20 protein-coding genes are annotated in these 18407 nt (G+C 61.6%); 8 read left to right on the forward strand and 12 right to left on the reverse strand.

The genetic code is table 11. From position 1 onward, the window contains the following. The 9 genes from AC0L7I_RS03670 to hemE all read right to left on the reverse strand — a co-directional run bounded on the left by AC0L7I_RS03670 (position 1) and on the right by hemE (position 9643). On the reverse strand, positions 1–912 hold the full coding sequence (locus AC0L7I_RS03670; protein WP_473398184.1) for a ParB/RepB/Spo0J family partition protein: 912 nt from the start codon (positions 910–912) through the stop codon (positions 1–3). Positions 913–917: 5 nt separating this feature from the next. Next, positions 918–1727, reverse strand: a complete 810-nt coding sequence (locus AC0L7I_RS03675) for a ParA family protein (RefSeq protein WP_473398185.1) — start codon at positions 1725–1727, stop codon at positions 918–920. Beyond that, entirely contained in the window at positions 1711–2337 is a 627-nt protein-coding gene (gene rsmG / locus AC0L7I_RS03680; protein WP_473398186.1) for a 16S rRNA (guanine(527)-N(7))-methyltransferase RsmG, read from the reverse strand. Before rsmG ends, AC0L7I_RS03675 begins: the two co-directional genes overlap by 17 nt. Before the next feature lie 3 nt (positions 2338–2340). Next, positions 2341–4206: a tRNA uridine-5-carboxymethylaminomethyl(34) synthesis enzyme MnmG gene (mnmG, locus tag AC0L7I_RS03685; protein ID WP_473398187.1), complete on the reverse strand. Its 1866-nt coding sequence runs from the start codon at positions 4204–4206 to the stop codon at positions 2341–2343. Between the two features lie 70 nt (positions 4207–4276). Continuing rightward, entirely contained in the window at positions 4277–5611 is a 1335-nt protein-coding gene (gene mnmE, locus AC0L7I_RS03690; protein ID WP_473398188.1) for a tRNA uridine-5-carboxymethylaminomethyl(34) synthesis GTPase MnmE, read from the reverse strand. Between the two features lie 16 nt (positions 5612–5627). Then, entirely contained in the window at positions 5628–6917 is a 1290-nt protein-coding gene (gene rho / locus AC0L7I_RS03695) for a transcription termination factor Rho (protein ID WP_473398189.1), read from the reverse strand. Positions 6918–7066: 149 nt separating this feature from the next. Further along, positions 7067–7495: a CopD family protein gene (locus AC0L7I_RS03700; RefSeq protein WP_473398190.1), complete on the reverse strand. Its 429-nt coding sequence runs from the start codon at positions 7493–7495 to the stop codon at positions 7067–7069. Between the two features lie 12 nt (positions 7496–7507). Continuing rightward, the gene (gene hemH, locus AC0L7I_RS03705; RefSeq protein ID WP_473398191.1) at positions 7508–8581 is read right to left on the reverse strand and encodes a ferrochelatase; all 1074 of its coding nucleotides are present in this window, start codon (positions 8579–8581) and stop codon (positions 7508–7510) included. A gap of 6 nt (positions 8582–8587) precedes the next feature. After that, positions 8588–9643, reverse strand: coding sequence for a uroporphyrinogen decarboxylase (gene hemE, locus AC0L7I_RS03710; RefSeq protein ID WP_473398192.1), 1056 nt, complete (start codon positions 9641–9643; stop codon positions 8588–8590). A 326-nt stretch (positions 9644–9969) separates the two neighbouring features. On the opposite strand from hemE, the gene AC0L7I_RS03715 reads away from it, so the two are divergent. Genes AC0L7I_RS03715 through dnaQ form a run of 5 tightly spaced genes read left to right on the forward strand, consistent with a single transcriptional unit; the run spans position 9970 to position 13517 of the window. Further along, positions 9970–10812 (forward strand): pyruvate, water dikinase regulatory protein, encoded by an 843-nt coding sequence (locus AC0L7I_RS03715; RefSeq protein ID WP_473398193.1) that lies wholly within the window; start codon positions 9970–9972, stop codon positions 10810–10812. Continuing rightward, positions 10809–11405 carry a Maf family protein gene (locus tag AC0L7I_RS03720; protein ID WP_473398194.1) on the forward strand — a complete coding sequence of 199 codons (597 nt, stop codon included), beginning with the start codon at positions 10809–10811 and terminating at the stop codon, positions 11403–11405. Before AC0L7I_RS03715 ends, AC0L7I_RS03720 begins: the two co-directional genes overlap by 4 nt. Further along, positions 11402–12217, forward strand: coding sequence for a shikimate dehydrogenase (gene aroE / locus AC0L7I_RS03725; protein ID WP_473398195.1), 816 nt, complete (start codon positions 11402–11404; stop codon positions 12215–12217). The genes AC0L7I_RS03720 and aroE overlap by 4 nt, the downstream gene beginning before the upstream one ends. Beyond that, positions 12214–12822: a dephospho-CoA kinase gene (gene coaE, locus AC0L7I_RS03730; protein ID WP_473398196.1), complete on the forward strand. Its 609-nt coding sequence runs from the start codon at positions 12214–12216 to the stop codon at positions 12820–12822. The genes aroE and coaE overlap by 4 nt, the downstream gene beginning before the upstream one ends. Continuing rightward, positions 12819–13517: a DNA polymerase III subunit epsilon gene (gene dnaQ / locus AC0L7I_RS03735; RefSeq protein WP_473398197.1), complete on the forward strand. Its 699-nt coding sequence runs from the start codon at positions 12819–12821 to the stop codon at positions 13515–13517. Before coaE ends, dnaQ begins: the two co-directional genes overlap by 4 nt. Before the next feature lie 3 nt (positions 13518–13520). Here dnaQ and secB read toward each other — a convergent pair whose 3' ends face one another. Then, positions 13521–14018 (reverse strand): protein-export chaperone SecB, encoded by a 498-nt coding sequence (secB, locus tag AC0L7I_RS03740; protein WP_473398198.1) that lies wholly within the window; start codon positions 14016–14018, stop codon positions 13521–13523. Positions 14019–14153: 135 nt separating this feature from the next. On the opposite strand from secB, the gene AC0L7I_RS03745 reads away from it, so the two are divergent. The 3 genes from AC0L7I_RS03745 to AC0L7I_RS03755 all read left to right on the forward strand — a co-directional run bounded on the left by AC0L7I_RS03745 (position 14154) and on the right by AC0L7I_RS03755 (position 16606). Then, positions 14154–14768 (forward strand): Tim44/TimA family putative adaptor protein, encoded by a 615-nt coding sequence (locus AC0L7I_RS03745; RefSeq protein ID WP_473398199.1) that lies wholly within the window; start codon positions 14154–14156, stop codon positions 14766–14768. Between the two features lie 68 nt (positions 14769–14836). Then, positions 14837–16060 carry a murein transglycosylase A gene (gene mltA / locus AC0L7I_RS03750; protein ID WP_473398200.1) on the forward strand — a complete coding sequence of 408 codons (1224 nt, stop codon included), beginning with the start codon at positions 14837–14839 and terminating at the stop codon, positions 16058–16060. 9 nt (positions 16061–16069) lie between these two features. Next, complete coding sequence (locus AC0L7I_RS03755) at positions 16070–16606, forward strand: Smr/MutS family protein (RefSeq protein WP_473398201.1); 537 nt, start codon at positions 16070–16072, stop codon at positions 16604–16606. A 12-nt stretch (positions 16607–16618) separates the two neighbouring features. Here the strand turns inward: AC0L7I_RS03755 and AC0L7I_RS03760 are convergent, their stop codons facing one another. After that, entirely contained in the window at positions 16619–17293 is a 675-nt protein-coding gene (locus AC0L7I_RS03760; protein WP_473398202.1) for a DUF1013 domain-containing protein, read from the reverse strand. 136 nt (positions 17294–17429) lie between these two features. Continuing rightward, a complete protein-coding gene (locus AC0L7I_RS03765; protein WP_473398203.1) occupies positions 17430–18404 on the reverse strand; it encodes an NAD(P)H-quinone oxidoreductase in 975 nt (324 codons plus the stop codon). Positions 18405–18407: the final 3 nt, after the last annotated feature.

Here is an 18407-nt window from a genome sequence, read left to right on the forward strand (position 1 = left end):
CTAGCGCTTGGCCGTCAGGCGCCGGCACACATCGTCCAGCTGTTCGAGGTCGCGATAGCGGATGCGCAACTCGCCGCCATCCTTGCCATGCCGGATGTCGACGGCAAGGCCGAGCGTCCGTGTCAGGTCCGCTTCGAGCGCTTCTGTATCGACGTCTTTTTCCATCCCCGGCGACTTAGCCGGCCTGGTCTCGCTCGTTCCGCCTTCGCGCGCATCCTTCGCACGCGACTCGACATCCCGCACGCTCAGGCCCTTTTCGGCCGCCATGCGAATCAGCGCCTCCGGATCGGGCGCACCCAGCGCAGCACGCGCGTGACCCGCACTGAGTTTGCCCTCCCGGACAAACGCACGCGCGCTTTCCGGCAATTGCAGAAGCCTCAACGTGTTCGCGATATGAACCCGGCTCTTGCCGACACTCTGCGCCAGGCTGTCCTGCGTGCGCCCGAAACGCTTCATCAGCGCTTCATAGGCTTCCGCTTCCTCGATCGGGTTGAGGTCTGCGCGCTGGACGTTTTCGATGATGCCGATCTCAAGCAGTTCGAGCTCGTCGATCTCGCGCACCAGTGCCGGAATGGACTTCAAACCGGCCATCTTGGCAGCCCGCCACCGGCGCTCGCCTGCGATAATCTGGAACTTGCCGCTGTCCTTGGGGTCCGGGCGGACGAGGATTGCCTGGAGGACCCCCTTGGTCTTCAACGATTCCGCTAGCTCCTGTAGCGCAGTCTCATCGAACGTGCGGCGCGGCTGGGCCGGATTGCGCCGGATCAGCTCGATGTCGATCTCGTTCGAGACCGGCGCCGGCGTGCTCTTGCCTTCTGTCGTCGGCACAGCGCCAACAGCATCAATCTCGCCCATCAGGGCAGACAGGCCGCGGCCAAGGCGTGAGGGTTTGCTCTTTGCGTCTTCCGTCATCTCGTTCAGGCCGCCCTCGCCTTCTCGCGCTGCAGGACTTCCGATGCGAGACGGATATAGGCCTCGCTGCCGGGACACCGATAATCATACAGGAGCGCGGGCTTGCCGAATGAAGGCGCCTCAGACAGGCGCACATTTCGCGGGATGACCGTATTGTAGACCTTGTTGCCGAAATGCGCCCGGACCTGGTCTGCGACCTCGTCCGACAGGTTGTTGCGGCGGTCGTACATGGTCAGTACCACGCCCTGGATCTCGAGCGTTGGGTTCAAACCCGACCGGACCGCATCCACAGTGCGCATCAGTTGCGACAGGCCTTCAAGCGCCAGGAACTCGCACTGCAACGGCACCAGGAGCGCATCAGCTGCCGTCATGGCATTCATCGTCAGCGCCGACAGGGATGGCGGGCAGTCGATCAGGATATAATCGTATTTTACCAGCCCGCCCTGCTCGGCCCGGTCTACATAGGTCATCAGGGCATCGCGCAGCCGGTACGAACGCCGCGCGTCAGTCGCGAGTTCGGTCTCGACGCCCGACAGGTTCTCATCGCCGGGAATGATGTCCAGGCGCGGAACGATGGTCGACAGGACCGTTTCTTCCATCGGAACCCGGTCCACCACAAGATCGTAGCTTGTCAGCAGCCGGTCTGCCCGGGAAATACCAAGTCCCGTCGAGGCATTACCCTGCGCATCGAAATCGACTATCAAAACGCGACGACCAACGGCCGCCAGCGCTGTGCCCAGATTGATAGAGGTCGTCGTCTTGCCGACGCCGCCCTTCTGGTTCACCACCGCAAAAATCCTAGGCTTCGTCGCCACCGCGCAACTCCCTTACAATCAATACGACACCCGATCCGCCACTCCGGCTCGGAATCGCCTCATACGCGAAGTTCCACCTTTGTCGGGCTTCCGTCAATTCCTCTTCCCAGCGTTCGCCCTTGAGGAACAGCCCCATTGCACCTTTTTTCAGCCAAGGCGCGGCATAATCGAGAAGGCGCGGCAATGGCGCAAACGCCCGCGCTGTCACAATATCTGCAGGTCCAGCCTCTGCTGATTCAACTCGTCCCTGGACGACGTCGGCCGAAAGGCCAGCCGCCAGTATCGCCGCGCGAAGGAACGCTGCCTTTTTCCCGACGCTCTCGATCATCGTGACATGCCCGTTTGGGCGCGCCGCCGCGATGATCAACCCGGGAAAACCGGCCCCCGAACCGAGATCCACAACGCGCGCGTCTTCGGGAATGTGATCCAGCAATTGGAGGCAATCCCAGACATGCCTTTGCCAGATATGCGGCCATTCTCGTGGCCCGATCAGATTGCTTTTTTGCCGCCAGAAATCGAGCGTAGCGATGACGGCATCGAGGCGTTCGAGCGTTTCACGTGAAACATCGTGGGCGGCAAGGAATACCGCTCGGTCATTCCCATTGTTCATCGGTCATACCGCCTTTGCGCGGCGTTTGACGTGGCTGAGCAAAGCTGTCAGGGCGCCGGGCGTCACGCCCTCGATACGCCCGGCCTGTCCAAGGGTTGCCGGACGGATCGCTTCAAGCTTCTGACGGACTTCATTCGACAGGCCGCCGACCGCCGCATAGTCGAGTCCGTCCGGAAGCGCGAGGCTTTCGTCCCGGCGAAGCGCCGCGACATCGGCGGCCTGGCGCTCAAGGTATCCGGCATACAGGGCTTCGATTTCTAATTGGGCTGCGATTTCTGCCGGAACATTCGCGAGGCCTGGCCAGACGGTCGCCAGTTCGGCGAACCCTATTCCCTTATAGGCGAGATATTCCCAGGCTGATCGTACGCGACCGTCTTGATTGATCTCCCATCCCGCCTGGGCCGCCTTGGCCGGAGACAGCGTGAGAGATTGCAGTCTTTCCCGGGCCCCGGTTAATGCATCTTGTTTCACGTGAAACACTTTGGCCCGAATCCGGCCCACAATCCCCGAATCGAGGCCTTTTTGGGTCAAACGCTGGTCCGCATTGTCGGCGCGAAGCGCCAAGCGGTATTCAGCGCGAGACGTGAACATCCGATACGGTTCGGTGACGCCCCGTGTCACAAGGTCATCAATCAAGACCCCGATATAGGCCTCAGCCCGGTCAAACGTGACCGCCTCCTGCCCATCCGCCCGGCGCGCTGCGTTCATGCCCGCAACGAGCCCTTGTGCGCCGGCTTCTTCATATCCGGTGGTGCCGTTGATCTGCCCGGCAAGATAAAGTCCAGGCAATGCGCGAACCTCCAGTGACTGGGTCAGGGCACGCGGATCGACGTAATCGTACTCGATTGCATAGGCATACTGGCGGATCACGACATCTTCCAGCCCCGGTATCGTCCGGATAAAGGCGTCCTGGACGGCTTCTGGCAGCGAAGTCGAAATGCCGTTCGGATAGACGGTATCGTCCTCCAGTCCTTCCGGCTCGAGGAATATCTGGTGACGATCACGATCCGCGAACCGATCGACCTTGTCTTCAATCGAAGGACAATAGCGCGGGCCGCGCCCGGCAATCGCGCCGGAATACACAGCTGATTGTCCAATGTTTTCGGCAATGATGGCGTGCGTTTCCGGCGTCGTCCATGTGATGCCGCAGGCAACCTGTGGCACGCGGATCTCGTCAGTCAGGTAAGAGAATGGCACTGGGCGCTCATCTGCCGCCTGCATTTCCAACCGGTCCCAGTGAATCGTCTTGCCGTCCAGGCGCGCTGGTGTGCCCGTCTTCAAACGCCCCATCGGAAGTCCGAGCGCGTAGAGACGGTCCGACAGCCCTATCGCCGGTGCTTCTCCAGCGCGGCCGGCCGGGATTCGCTTCTCTCCTATATGGATCATGCCCTTCAGGAATGTCCCGGTCGTGATGACGACCTTGCTTGCGCGGTATGACTGTCCGGTCAAACCGGTCACACCCGCCAGAACCCCGTTTTCCAGGATCAGGTCCTCGGCACCATCCTCCACAATCGTCAGGTTTGGATAATCCGCCAGTTCAGCCTGCATGGCTTCACGGTAAAGCGCCCGGTCAATCTGCGCACGCGGGCCCCAAACGGCGGGCCCTTTCGAACGGTTGAGCATTCGGAACTGGATACCGGCCTTGTCCGCCATTCGGCCCATCAGGCCATCCAGCGCATCAATCTCACGCACAAGGTGTCCCTTGCCGAGCCCTCCAATGGCCGGATTGCAACTCATCTCGCCGATGGTTGAACGCTTGTGCGTGACCAGCGCCGTGCGCGCACCATAGCGCGCCGCTGCCGCAGCTGCTTCACAGCCAGCATGGCCGCCGCCAATTACAATCACATCAAATTCGTCTGGCTTCGCCATCACGTCCGCGCCTCAGGAAACAGGATCTTGTTGCGGACATATAACCGCGCGGCCGCCTAAACCCTAGGGGTCATTTGCCGATGCAGAACGCGGAGAACACAGCGTCCAATACGTCCTCAACACCCACAACACCAATTATGGAGCCCAGCTGGCGCAGTGCCATGCGCACGTCTTCAGCGGCCAGTTCGGCCCCGACTCCTTCGGACAAGGCAACCCGCGCCGCCACCAGGTTGGACAATCCATCCTCCAATCTCGCCCGGTGCCGCTGCCGCGTGATGACCGGCGCTTCGACCGACCGGGCGTGGTCAGCAACAAAGCCTGCGATCGCTTGTTCCAGAGCATCGACGCCAACGCCTGCTTTCGCGGAAATGACATGGTCGGCATCAATAGAGGAGGGGGTTGAGCCAAGGTCTGCCTTGTTCAGGACGACTAGGTCTTGCGTCTTTCGGTAGTCCGTAGACAGAACACTTATATCTGGCGCTTCAGCATCAATCAGGAACAGTCGCAGGTCCGCGTCCCGTGCGGCCATCTCCGCGCGACGCACGCCCTCGGCTTCAATTTCGTCTTCGGTAACACGCAGACCAGCCGTATCGGCGATCCAGACGACATGCCCGCCCAGCACCCGGCGCACCTCGATCACATCACGTGTCGTACCGGCTTTCGCGGTCACGATAGCTGCCTCACGCCGCGCCAGCCGATTGAGCAAGGTCGACTTGCCGGCATTCGGGGCGCCGATAATGGCAACCCGAAACCCGTCCCGGATTCGTTCGCCAATCCCGCCATCGCCCAGAGCCTCGCTGATCTCGGCGATCACGCGATCGAGTTTCAAGAGGATTGGCGCGGTCGTCTCCTGCGGGGCATCGCCCTCGTCCGGAAAATCGATGGCAACTTCAACAAGCGCCAGGACGCCTGTCAGTTCAGCGCGCCATTCTGCATAGGTTTCAGACAGTCCGCCGCCGAGCTGGCGCAACGCCTGTGCCTTCTGTGCCAGCGTTTCAGCTTCAATAATGTCGGCGACGCCCTCAGCTTCCGTCAGGTCCAGCTTGCCTGCCTCGAAAGCCCGGCGCGTATATTCACCGGGCTCGGCGATGCGCACACTTTCATGGGATGTCATTGCGCCCAGCGCATGCTCGACAACAGCCGCGCCGCCATGGAGGTAGAGTTCCAGCGTGTCTTCGCCGGTATAACTGCCCGGTCCCGGCATGAACACGGCAAGCCCGCGATCAACAAGGCACCCCTGTCCATCGCTCACATCTGTCAGCGTCATATGCCGGGGCACGGGAATGCCGCACGCCAAATGCTGCTCGGCCAGTTGCCTGACCTTCGGCCCCGACAGGCGAAGAATCGCAATTGCGGCTGGCGGCGCGCCCGAAGCGAGGGCGCAGATTGTATCGCGCTCGCTCATATGGGCGCCTGCATCCCTAGTTTTTCATCGCCTCGAAGAACTCATCATTGGTCTTCGTCTGGCGGAGTTTGTCGATCAGGAAGTCAATCGCATCATTGGTGCCCATCGGGCCCAGGATACGGCGCAGGATGTAGATCTTGGAAAGCTGGTCTGGCGGCGTGATCAGTTCTTCTTTCCGCGTACCCGATTTCATGATGTCGATGGCCGGGAAGGTCCGCTTGTCGGCAATCTTCCGGTCCAGCACGACTTCCGAGTTACCCGTACCCTTGAATTCCTCGAAGATCACTTCGTCCATCCGGCTGCCAGTATCGATCAGCGCCGTTGCGACGATAGTGAGTGAGCCACCATTTTCTACGTTCCGCGCTGCGCCGAAAAAGCGCTTCGGGCGTTGCAGTGCGTTCGCATCGACACCGCCGGTCAGGACCTTGCCGGAGCTCGGGACGGTTGTGTTGTAGGCGCGGCCAAGACGTGTAATCGAGTCGAGCAGGATGACGACGTCGCGTTTGTGCTCAACCAGGCGTTTCGCCTTCTCGATCACCATTTCCGCGACCTGGACGTGACGGGTGGCTGGCTCGTCGAACGTCGAGGCGACAACTTCGCCTTTCACCGTGCGGCGCATATCGGTCACTTCTTCCGGACGTTCGTCGATCAGAAGCACGATCAGGTAGCATTCCGGATGGTTCTCTTCGATCGCGGCTGCGATGTTCTGCAACAATACCGTCTTACCGGTCCTCGGCGGCGCGACGATCAGTGCGCGTTGGCCCTTGCCGATCGGCGCAACGATATCGATGACGCGGCCAGAGCGATCCTTTTTTGTCGGATCACGGCTTTCCATCTTCATCCGCTCTTCGGGATACAGCGGCGTCAGGTTGTCGAAGTGAACCTTCTGGCGCGCCTTCTCAGGCTCCTCGAAATTGATCTTCGACACATCTGTCAGTGCGAAATAGCGCTCATTGTCCTGCGGCGCCGTGATCGGTCCCTCCACCGTGTCACCGGTCCGGATATTGGCCTTTTTCAGCACTTCCGGACTGACATAGATGTCGTCGGGGCCAGGCAGGTAATTCGATTCCGGCGAGCGCAGAAAGCCGAAGCCGTCGGTCAGGACTTCCAGCACGCCGAGGCCCGTAATCTCGACTTCGCTGTCGGCCAGCTCTTTCAGAATGGCGAACAGCATGTCCTGCGTCCGCAGCGCCGATGCGTTTTCAACTTCAAGCTCTTCAGCGTAGAGCAAAAGCTCTTCCGGCGATTTTGCTTTGAGTTCGCGCAGGGTGACGCTGGTGACGTTGTCGAGCATGGAGGAAGCCATTCAGGGGGAATCCGGATGTAAGTCAGGTTAAAGACTGGATTGGGGGAACCGGGCATTAATGGAAAACGCGCTGCACAAGGACTGTGCGCCGGTTGAGCGCATATGGGCCAAACAGGCCCGTTTCGTCAAGCACCAATGCGGATTCCGGCTCAGAACGGCTTAACGGCCACCAGTATGACGATGCCGATCATCAAGAGGAATGGCACCTCGTTCAGCATGCGCAGCTGTTTGGCCGACACGCCATCACCGCCGCGATCCACCTTCTTGCCGAGACGGATGAAATAGCCGTGCATGCCCGACAGGACCAGGACCAGGACCAGTTTCACATGCAGCCAGGTTTGCGTCAGCAGGCCGGGATTCATCCACAGCATCGTCAGGCCAAACACCCAGACCAGGATCAAGCTGGGATTCATGATGATCATGCGCAACTGCAGTGAAGCCTTTTTCATTGCCTCATACAGCGGCTCGCCGGGCGAACTTGAAAGCTGGTGGATCTTGTAGCGCGGATAGACCAGCAGGCTTGCCATCAGAGCGACGACGAAGATGATGTGCAGGGCTTTCACAAAGAGATACAGCATCGAATCCGGCCCCTAGTCTGCCGTCATGCTCACGGCCAGCCCGGCTTTGCGTGCCACATCGGCGTGCGGGCACCCTGCCGCGCCTGTGGGGCACAGCCGGCTGCCGGCACACGACCGGATACTGCCAGTCATGTCCAGCGCTGCCAGCGTTTCGCCAACCAGAGTCCGGATGAAGCCCGGATGCACCCCGAGTGCCTCGACGCGCGTATAACTCGGCGCACCATGCTGCTCGGCAAGCAATTTGTATTCTTCGCCCAGTTCCACCAACGTCTCGATATGTTCGGACACAAAGGCGATCGGCGCGATCAGGATATTGCGCTTGTCCTTCGCTGCCCGCTCTACTTCCTCATCTGTCGCCGGGCCGATCCATTTCAAAGGGCCTACCCGTGACTGGTAGCAACCGACGACGTCCCAATCCTGCGGCACGCGCGCGGCAATCATCGCGGTCAGCGTTTCGCATTGCCATTGGTAGGGGTCGCCTGCCGCAACAATTTTTTCCGGCAAGCCATGCGCTGAAAGCAGCAGGCGCACATCAGCCGGCCGGCCCGCTTTGTCGAACGCAGCCATGATCTGGTCGACATGCGCTGCGATAAAACTTTCCTCGAACGGATAGCAGCACACCGTGCGGGTCGGCCCGGCATAATGCTTCTTCCACTCTTTCAGTGACGATCCGGTCGTCGTCGTCGAGAATTGCGGATATAGCGGCAACAAGACGACCTCATCCGCACGCCAGGCTTTCACCTCCCTGGCCGTGTCTTTCGTGAACGGGTGCCAGTAGCGCATCGCAATGAACGTGCGCACTTCATCGCCGGGCAGCGCTGCCGCCAGCTGGATCTGCAGGGCGTCGGCCTGCTGCTCCGTCTCTGGCAACAGGGGCGAACCACCGCTGGGGCCCATCAGGGCGTAATTCTTCCGCGCCGATGGCGCCCGCGTTTTCGATATGAATCGCGCCAGCGCCCACCGGATCGGCAGCGGAGCCTGGATGATTGCTGGGTCGTCGAACAGGTTGCGCAGGAACGGCTGTACGGCGTCAGGCCCATCGGGACCTCCCAGGTTGAACAGTACAACGGCGATTCTGCGACCCATCAGCGATCAGCCTTCCCGGATAATTTTCAGGACACGCTCAACATTCGCGATCGGTGTTTCCGGCCGGACGCCATGCCCCAGATTGAATATATGGGGTCGCCCGGCATAGGCTTCCACCAATTCGCGGACACGGGCATCAAGCCGCGCGCCGCCTTCGATCAGCAGCAAGGGATCCAGATGGCCCTGCACCGGCAGGCCTGTCGGCAGGGACGCGTTCACGAATGACGGCACAGCTGCGGTGTCCAGCCCGACAGCTGTCACGCCGGTAACCTTCGCATATTCGGGCAGCATGGCCGCCGCGCCGCGCGGAAAGCCGATGATCGGCACTCTCACGCCCATGTCCCGCAGCAAGGCCACGAGTTTCGTGGTCGGCCGGATGATGACTTCGCGGAAGATATTGTCCGGCAGGCCTTCGGCCCAGCTGTCGAACAGCATCAGGGCGTCGGCACCTGCTTCAACCTGTTTCACCAAATAGTGCGCGGTTGCCTCGATGACATGATCCATCACCGCTGCCAGGTCGTCCGGCCGGCCATGCGCCCACCGCCAGGCCAGCGACTTGTCCGTCTTGCCACGCCCCTCGATCGCATACAGGCTCACTGTCCAGGGTGATCCGGCAAAGCCGATCAGCGCCGTGTCCTTCGGAAGCTCGGCTTTCACCCGCGATACCGTCTCGTAAACTGGCGCCAGCCTGTCAGCTGCCTTGATCGCAGGCACTTTGCCAAGGTCGGAAGCCGCGTTGATCTGCTGGACGACCGGGCCAACGCCCTTCTGGAATTCCACGCCCAGACCCATTGCATCGAGAATGAGGAGGATATCGGCAAACAGGATCGCTGCATCCATGCCATAGCGGCGAATGGGCTGCAGCGTCGCTTCCTTGGCCATTGAGGGCGTATAGCAAAAATCGAGAAAGTCCTTGGCCCTGGCTCTCAGCTCGAGATATTCCGGCAAGTGACGTCCGGCCTGTCGCATCATCCATACCGGAGGCCTCTTGGCGGGCTTTCCCTCCAGTACCTCGATGAACTTTGATGTGCCGGTTTGCCCCATGACCCTCAAATTCCTCATTTCTCAAAAGCCCGTGAGGGCGCTTATTATTACTATCCGGTGATATCCGGGGAGAAAGGCTACTCACAGGATTTGTCCAGCGAAATCCACACGTGAGTCACAGGGTGTCGCACCCCGTTAACACCTCCTTAACCATCAATTGCTGCGAGGGTTAATGCCAGGTTAACCCCCCTTATGGAGTCACAGGATGAAACATAGGGGGAATCCTCGGGAGTCAGATTCGGTCGCATGTGGATGGATTGTGACTCCCGGTGTGACGATTCACCTGTCCACAGGCAGTACACAGGCCTTGTGAAATCGCCCGGCCGTCGGCAAGAGAGTGTGCCATGCCCAGTCCTCAACGCCCGAGCATCTATTTCAACGTTCACCTCGTGTCAGACAGCACGGGCGAAACCCTGAATGCCGTCCAGCGCGCCGCCTGTGCCCAGTTCGAGAATGTACAGGCACTCGAGCACAACTACTACCTCGTCCGGTCCGAGCGTCAGCTCGAACGTGTGATGCGCGAGATCGAGGCGGCGCCCGGCGTCGTCTGGTACACGATCTCCGACGAGGCATTGCGGACGCGGCTGGAATCCTTCTGCCGCGAACGCGGCGTGGCCACGCTGCCGGTGCTTGACGCATCGATCGCCATGCTCGGCCGGCATCTCGGCATAGCAGCCAACCACAAGGTTGCCGGCCAGCATGCGCTTGACCAGGATTATTTCGATCGGATGGAGGCGATCAATTTCACGCTCGCCCATGATGACGGCCAGAATGTCGATGGCCTGATCGGGGCCGATGTCATCCTCCTCGGCGTCAGCCGCACGTCCAAGACGCCAACCTGCGTCTACCTCGCCAACCGGAAGGTCCGCGCTGGCAACATCCCGCTCGTGCCGGGTGTCCAGCTTCCGTCCTTCATCGAGGAGTTCGGCGAGAAGGGGCCCATGGTCGTCGGGCTCAAGATCAGCGCTGAGCGCCTTGTGCAGATTCGCCGCCAGCGCCTGATCTCGCTGAACCAGGACGAACACACGGTCTATGCTGACGAAGACGCCGTGCGCGATGAGGTCACCCAGGCCAATCGCCTGTTCCAACGCAACAAGTGGAAAACCATCGATGTCTCGCGCCGCTCGGTCGAGGAAACGGCTGCGGCAATCCTGAACCTACTGAACGAACGGCGGGCCCAGCTATGAGCCTCGCCATTACTCTCGCTTCGGGCAGCGCCAGTCGCCGCGGCTTGCTGGCCGGCGCCGGCATCGATGCGGCCAGCATCAAGCCGAATGTTGACGAAGACGCCGCCAAAGCGGCCCTGCGCGCAGAGGGCATGTCGGTGCGCGACCAGGCCATGAAGCTGGCTGAGCTCAAGGCCGTGAAAGTGTCCAGCCGCACGCCCGGCCTCGTCATCGGCGGTGACCAGATGCTATCCTTGGAGCGCGAGGCCTTTGACAAGCCGGCAGATCTTGCTGCCGCGCGCGACCATCTGCGCAGGCTCTCCGGCAAGACCCATACACTCGAAACAGCCATCGTTGTCTGCGAAGATGGCGTGCCGGTCTGGCGCCATCTTGCCCGCCCGAAACTCACCATGCGACCGCTCAGCGAGGAATTTATCGAGTCCTATGTCGACCGCGTTGGCGACGCACTGCTCTCGACGGTTGGCGCCTACCAGCTTGAAGGCCTCGGCGCCCAGCTATTCACGAAGATCGAAGGTGATTATTTCTCTATCCTTGGTCTGCCGCTTTTGCCCCTGCTCGATTACCTGCGCACGCGCGGGGCAATATCATCATGACCCGGCTTTATGGTGTCATTGGCGACCCGATTGCCCATTCGCTCTCGCCGCTGATCCACAACGAGTGGCTGCGGGAACACGGAATCGACGCCACTTACGAGGCGATGCGAGTGCCGGAAGGCGAACTCGGAGACGCGCTGGCCACGCTCGAACGCCAGGGCGCGCGCGGGCTCAATATCACATTGCCGCACAAGCAGGCCGCGCTTGCGCTGGCTGAGGAAAAAGGGGACCTTGCCCGGCGCATTGGTGCGGCCAATACGCTGATACGCACAGAGACCGGCGGATGGCGTGCCGAGAACACGGATGCACCGGGCTTTATCCACACACTCGACAAGGCCGGTGTGAACGTGGCCGGAAAGAATGTCTTCCTGCTGGGCGCTGGCGGATCCGCCCGGGCGCTGGCCGTTGTCCTGACCGACCTGCGTGCAAGTCTCACGATATGTAACCGGACGATATCCCGCGCTCAGGAGATTGCCGACAACCTGCTGACAAGGCCCGAGACATGTACGTTGAATGTGGGTCTCGAGCGACTGGCAACCGCAGAACTGGTCGTCAACACGGTGAGCCTCGGGCACAGCGGCCAGGCGCTGGAACTGCCGAAAGGGACTGGCCGGACGTTCTACGATATCAGCTATGGCAAGGTGGCGGCACCAACACTCGCCCACGCTGCCGCGCAAGATTGGCGGACAATGGACGGGCTTGGCATGCTGGTCGCGCAAGCAGCTTTTGCTTTCGAGCACTGGTTCGGAATTTTGCCAGACATGGAGCGCGCTGAATCGCGCTGCCGCGCCATTGTGGAGGCCACGACATGATCATCCTTGGGCTGACGGGATCAATCGGGATGGGTAAATCCGCCACCGCCGAACTCTTCCGTGAAGAGGGCGTGCCTGTCTATGATGCCGATGAGGCTGTCCACGCGCTTTATGCCAAAGGCGGCGCGGCCGTCGCGCCCGTCGAAGCCGCCTTTCCGGGCGTCAGTGTCGATGGCGCCATAGACCGTATCCGCCTGCGCGAGCGCGTGCTCGACGATGCCGACGCGATGAAACGTCTCGAAGCCATCGTGCACCCGCTGGCGGGTGCGGCCCAGCATGAATTCCGTCAGGCCGCCCGCGAATCCGGCGCGCCATTCGTCGTGATCGATATTCCGCTGCTCTATGAAACGGGGGGCTGGCAGTTCTGCGACTATGTTGTCGTCGTTACGGCCTCGGCAGCCGTCCAGCGTGAACGTGTCCTGTCGCGGCCCGGGATGACCGAACAGGCCTTCGAATCCATCCTGGCGCGCCAGGTGCCTGACGCTGAAAAACGCGCGCGCGCCGATTTCATCATCCCGACCGAGCATGGTTTCGAGTTTGCACGAGACCTGGTTCGCGCCATAATCGCGTTGATGAATTGCAAGGACGAGGACGACCACGCATGACCACACTCATCCGCGAAATTGCCTTCGACACCGAAACGACAGGCCTGAACCCGAATGAAGGCGACCGCATCATCGAGATCGGCGCTGTCGAGATGATCAATCACATCCCGACCGGAAAGACCTTCCGCACGCTGATCCATCCCCGCCGGCCCGTGTCCGCCGACACAATCCGCATCACCGGCATCACCGATGAGCACCTGAAAGATGCCCCCTTCTTTGAAGAAGAGCATGTAATCGGGGCCTTTCTCGAATTCATTGGCGACGACATGCTGGTTGCACACAATGCCGGGTTTGACCGCAGCTTCCTCAACATGGAGCTCGCTTTGTGCGGGCGGCCTTTGATCGAAGACCATCGCTGGATCGATACAGCCGCATTGGCGCGCAAGAAATACCCGGGCGCGCCCGCCAGCCTCGACGCGCTCTGCAAGCGTTTCGACATATCGCTGGAAAGCCGCACGCTACACGGTGCGCTGCTCGACAGCCAGTTGCTGGCCAGCGTCTATCTGGAATTGCTGGGTGGCCGCGCGCGGGCCTTCTCCTTTGACGCGCCGGCCGAGGAAACGGAGAGCAGCGAACGTCGCGCCGCACGCCAACGACCAACACCGCTCGCGCCATTGCTCTCGGCATCAGAGCAGGCGGCTCATGCAGCTTTCATCGGGACACTCGGTCCCGACTGTCTCTGGAAACAGGCCTGAAGCCTATTGCTGGGTCGCAGCCTCGGCAGCGCGGCGCACCTGGGATTGGTACAGTGCGACAAAGTCGACCGGATCGATCAGCAGGGGCGGGAAGCCGCCTTCGCGCGTGATCTCGGCAATGATCCGGCGGGCAAACGGGAATAGCAGCCGCGGGCACTCGATCAACAGCATCGGCTCAAGCTGGTCCTGGGCAATGTTCTGCAGCTGGAACAGGCCGGCATAATCGAGTTCGGAGATGAACATCACCTTGCCATCGGAGAGGGCCTTGGCTGAAAGCTTCAGCGACACTTCGAACAGGCCGTTGCCGTCGGCATGCGGCTTGGCGCCCACATCAATGCCAAGGTCGATATTTGGCTGCGACTGAACAGGGGCGTGCCCCGGATTCTCGAATGACAGGTCTTTCACATACTGGCCGAGCACGCGCATAATCGGTGCGGGCGACTTCTCGCCATTGGGGTCCTGTGGGGGAGTGGGGTTTCCCGGTGCGCTCGTGTCTGTCATGATGTTTCCTCTACCTGGATCGCACCGCGCGCCTAGCATGCGGCCTCCCGTGGCGCAACGCATCACTGGCTTCACAAGCCCATCGTGACTATCTAGACAGGACACCGCCGAATGCCTGAAGGAATTTTACTCTAAATGTTCGACCCAGTGATCGAGGTTCTTGTGCTTGCCGCCGTGGCGCTGATCGTGCTGTCACGCCTCTACATGGCGCTCGGTCGTGGCGGAAACGACCGGCCCGTGGAGCGGCCGACAGCAAGCCAGGCGCCCAGGGACACTGCGCCGGCAGACCTTGCCGAGCGCCGCCAGCGCCGGGACCATGCCGAACGTCCCATTTTCACGGGGCCCGCTGCAGGGGGTCTTGAAGAAATATACAATGCCGACAACAGCTTTTCGGCCTCGGGTTTCATGCAGGGCGCCAAGGCTGCCTACCAGATGATCGTTGCCGCCTTTGCCCGGGGTGATCGTGACGCGCTGCGCCCGCTGCTGGATGACGATGTCTATGAAGCTTGGGACGCGGCCATTTCTGCCAGGGCACCGGGTGAAAAGACGTTCGAGCTGTTGCGCATCAAGCGCGCAGAGATCGACAGCGCAGAGCTTGATGGCCGCATGGCGCGGATCATGATTCGCTACGAGGCTGATCTCGGGGATGGCGAAACCACCCGTACGGCCAAGGAAGTCTGGACGTTCATGCGGGACGTGACGGCGGCCGATCCCAACTGGATCCTCGACGACGTCGAAGCGGCCAACTAGGCGCACGCCTCACCTGATCGGCATCTTTAGGATGGCAGGTGCGCGCGAAGCGGGCCATAAATTGCGTCATGCTTCGCTCGCTCGCCGTCATCGTCCTGTCGCTCGCACTGGTTTCGTGCCAAAGCTCGCTGCGTCCGCCGATCACCTATCCAGGGCAGGATATTGCCGTGCTCAAGGGGCCGCCCTCGACCGCCAGCACACCTCAGGCCTATGCCGACCTTCCCGGCTGGTCTTCCGCACAGCTGATGGCGAGCCTCCAGGCCTTCAAGCGAAGCTGTGCCCGCCTCGCGACGCGGCCCAAGTCCGGTCATGTCTCAGCCAACGCCACATGGGCCGGCAATGTGTCGGATTGGCTGCCGGCATGCGCAGCGCTCAAGCGTGCGCATGATGAAACTGCCGCACGCGCAGCTTTTGAATCGCTATTCATTCCGATAGAGGCCCTGTCGCCCGACGGCGCGAGCCGGTTCACCGGCTATTTCGAGCCGACCTATGAGGCGCGCCGCAGTCCCGTTCCCCCTTATACAGAACCCGTTCCGGCCCTTCCCGCTGACCTTGTGCCAAACGGCGCCTCGCCGCTCCAGCGACTGCGAAACGGCAAGACGCGGCCCTATCCGGCGCGCGAGGAAATCACGCGGAATGGCGTGACCGCGATTGCGTATGCGCATCCCTCGGATGTCTTCTTCCTGCAGATACAGGGATCGGGCCGGCTAAGGTTTCCAGACGGCTCCACAACAAGGGCCGTCTATGCCGCTCACAATGGCCAGCCCTTCCGGTCGACCGCCAACTGGCTGATGGAGACCGGCCGCATCTCGCGGGGCCAGGCCAACATGGAAGGTATCCGCGACTGGATGGACAGGGCCGGTCCCACCGAGGCCCGCCTCGCGATGAACCAGAACCCGCGATATGTCTTTTTCCGCGCGGAACCCGAAGGCGACCCCACGCTGGGCCCGGTCGGGGCGCAGGGCGTGCCGTTGACGCCCCTCGGCTCGATGGCGGTCGACACCAGTATCCAGCCACTGGGCGTTCCCATGTTCGTGCAAACAACCGCGCCGGGCCTTGGCGGCGACTGGTCGGGCCTGCTGATCTCTCAGGATACCGGCGGCGCGATCAAGGGCGCCGTGCGCGGCGATCTCTATTTCGGCACCGGTCCCGAGGCTGGTGCGCGCGCCGGAACGATGAACGCGCCGGGGCGTCTTTGGGTGCTATTGCCGCGCGATGTTGCCGAACGCCTGATCCGCGCAATGCAGGTCTCCGAGGTGTCCGGCCTTGGCGATCCGCCATTCGCGCCCTAGACGGAGCCTATGTCGAAGCGCCGCCTGACCCCTGAAGAAGCCGAGGCCTGGTCGCGCGTTGCCAAGTCGATCAAGCGGATCGGTCCGGAGCCGTCAGACTTTGGAACGCTCATTTCGGCGGTCGAAGCCGGAGAGCCGGCGAACCTCCCCCCGGCGACGCCCTCAAGGCGCCCGGTTTCTGGACCTGCCACCCCCGCGCCGCCCCCCCAGACACCCCCGGCCACACCCGCAAACCGGGGGAAAGAGAAGCGCGTAAAACGGGGAAAACTAGCCGTCTCTGCCACATTCGACCTGCACGGCCACACGCAGGCCAGCGCCGCGCGGGCGCTGCCCCGCTTCCTGTCTGGCGCGCGGGCAGACGGCGCGCGCTGTGTTTTGGTGATTACAGGAAAAGGCCGTCTCGGCGAGGGCGTGCTGAAACGCAATTTCCTCGCCTGGCTCGAAACACCGGACGCACGAGACATGGTTTCAGGCTACGCAGAAGCGCACCAGCGCCACGGGGGCGCGGGTGCATTCTATGTGTTTCTTCGAAAACTGCAGCTCTAACTACAGGATGCGCTAGCTGAAGTCGCGGAAGACGTCGGCGGCGGACACGTCTTTCTGGCGCTCTTCCTTCTCCGGCTCGGCTTCGTATCCGGCGGCATCGTCCTGCGTCGGCACCAGGCCTGGGCCTTCGGCGTTCAGACCTTTTTCCGCTTCAAGGCGACGGCGCTTGTCCGCTGACTTGGCAATCACTTCGTCCAGCTCGATCTGCGTGCACAGGCCCAGCGTCACCGGGTCGACCGGGCGGATGTTCTGCGAATTCCAGTGCGTCTTGTCGCGCACATTGTTGATCGTCGATTTCGTTGTCCCGATCGTCTTGGAAATCTGCGCATCCGATACTTCCGGGTGGTTGCGAATGAACCAGGCCACGGCATCCGGCTTGTCGGCGCGGCGGACAACAGGCGTGTAGCGGCTGCCCTTGCGCGGCGGCTGAGGGATGTGCGCAATCTTGGATGCGGCGATTTTCAGAACATAATCAGGGTTCTCTTCGCCGCGAGCAATCTCCTCGCGCGACAGGACACCGCCAGCGATCGGGTCGACGCCGCGCATGTTCTCGGCGACGTCTCCGTCAGCGATGCCTTTGACCTCAAGATGGTGAAGGCCGCAAAAAGCGGAAATCTGGGTGAAGGTCAGTGTCGTGTTGTCCAGCAGCCAGACGGCGGTCGCCTTGGGCATAAGAATCTCGGACATGGATGTCTCCTTGGAGCGCGTTGGGGGCCTGAAATGCAGCCGCCCGACACTTCGTGCCGGGCGGTCAAGGTTTCAGGCAAGCTTGGAACCTGCCTCACTTATAGGTCATGCGACCCGGAATGGAAAGACATTCACTTCACCGGGCGAGGATGATCTTGCCGGAATGCTTGCCTTCGCTCATGTGCGCGTGCGCGGCGTCGGCGTCTTCAAAGGCAAATGTACTGTCGAGAACGGGTCTGATCCGGCCAGATATAACATGCGGCCAGAAGTCCTTCTCGACAGCATCCCGTATCCGCTGTTTCTCGGGCACAGGGCGCGCCCGCAAGGTCGTCGCCGCCAGGGTCAGGCGCTTCATCAGCACGGGCGCGAAATTCACATTCGTCTGGAAGCCGTTCTGGTAGGCGATATTGACAATTCGGCCGTCAATCTTGGCCGCTCCGATGTTTTTCTGTACGTAGTCGCCGCCCACCATGTCGAGAATGACATCTGCGCCGCCCTCTGCGCGGACGATGGCCTCGAAATCCTCCTCGCGATAATTGATCGCCCTGTCAGCGCCAAGGTCGGTAGCCAGGGCGCACTTTTCGGCGCTGCCGGCCGTCGCGAAGATTTTCCCCGCTCCCGCGACCCGTGCCATCTGGATGGCCATCACACCGATGCCGCTTGTGCCGCCATGGCAGAGGAAATCTTCACCTGTCTTCAGGCCGACGCGATCAAACACATTCGCCCAGACGGTAAACAGGGCTTCCGGAAAGCAGGCCGCGTTTACCATGTCCATGCCCGCTGGCACAGGCAGGAGCGACCCCTGGTCAACGCTGGCATACTCGGCATAGCCACCGCCAGCCAGCAGGCCACACACCGCGTCTCCCACTTTCCAGAGGGTGACCCCGTCGCCCAGCGCCCTGACATGTCCCGATATCTCAAGGCCAAGGATCGGCGAAGCCCCGGGAGGAGGTGGATACGCCCCCGCGCGCTGGACCAAATCCGCCCGGTTGAGACCTGCCGCCGCGACCTCGATCAGCACTTCGCCCTGCCCCGCAACCGGTGCCTTGACGTCGCCCCAGCGCAAGGGCGCCCCCTCGTCCACAATCACGGCTTTCATCATTTCAGTCATTCA

The organism is Hyphomonas sp. J20-32, assembly GCF_055808555.1.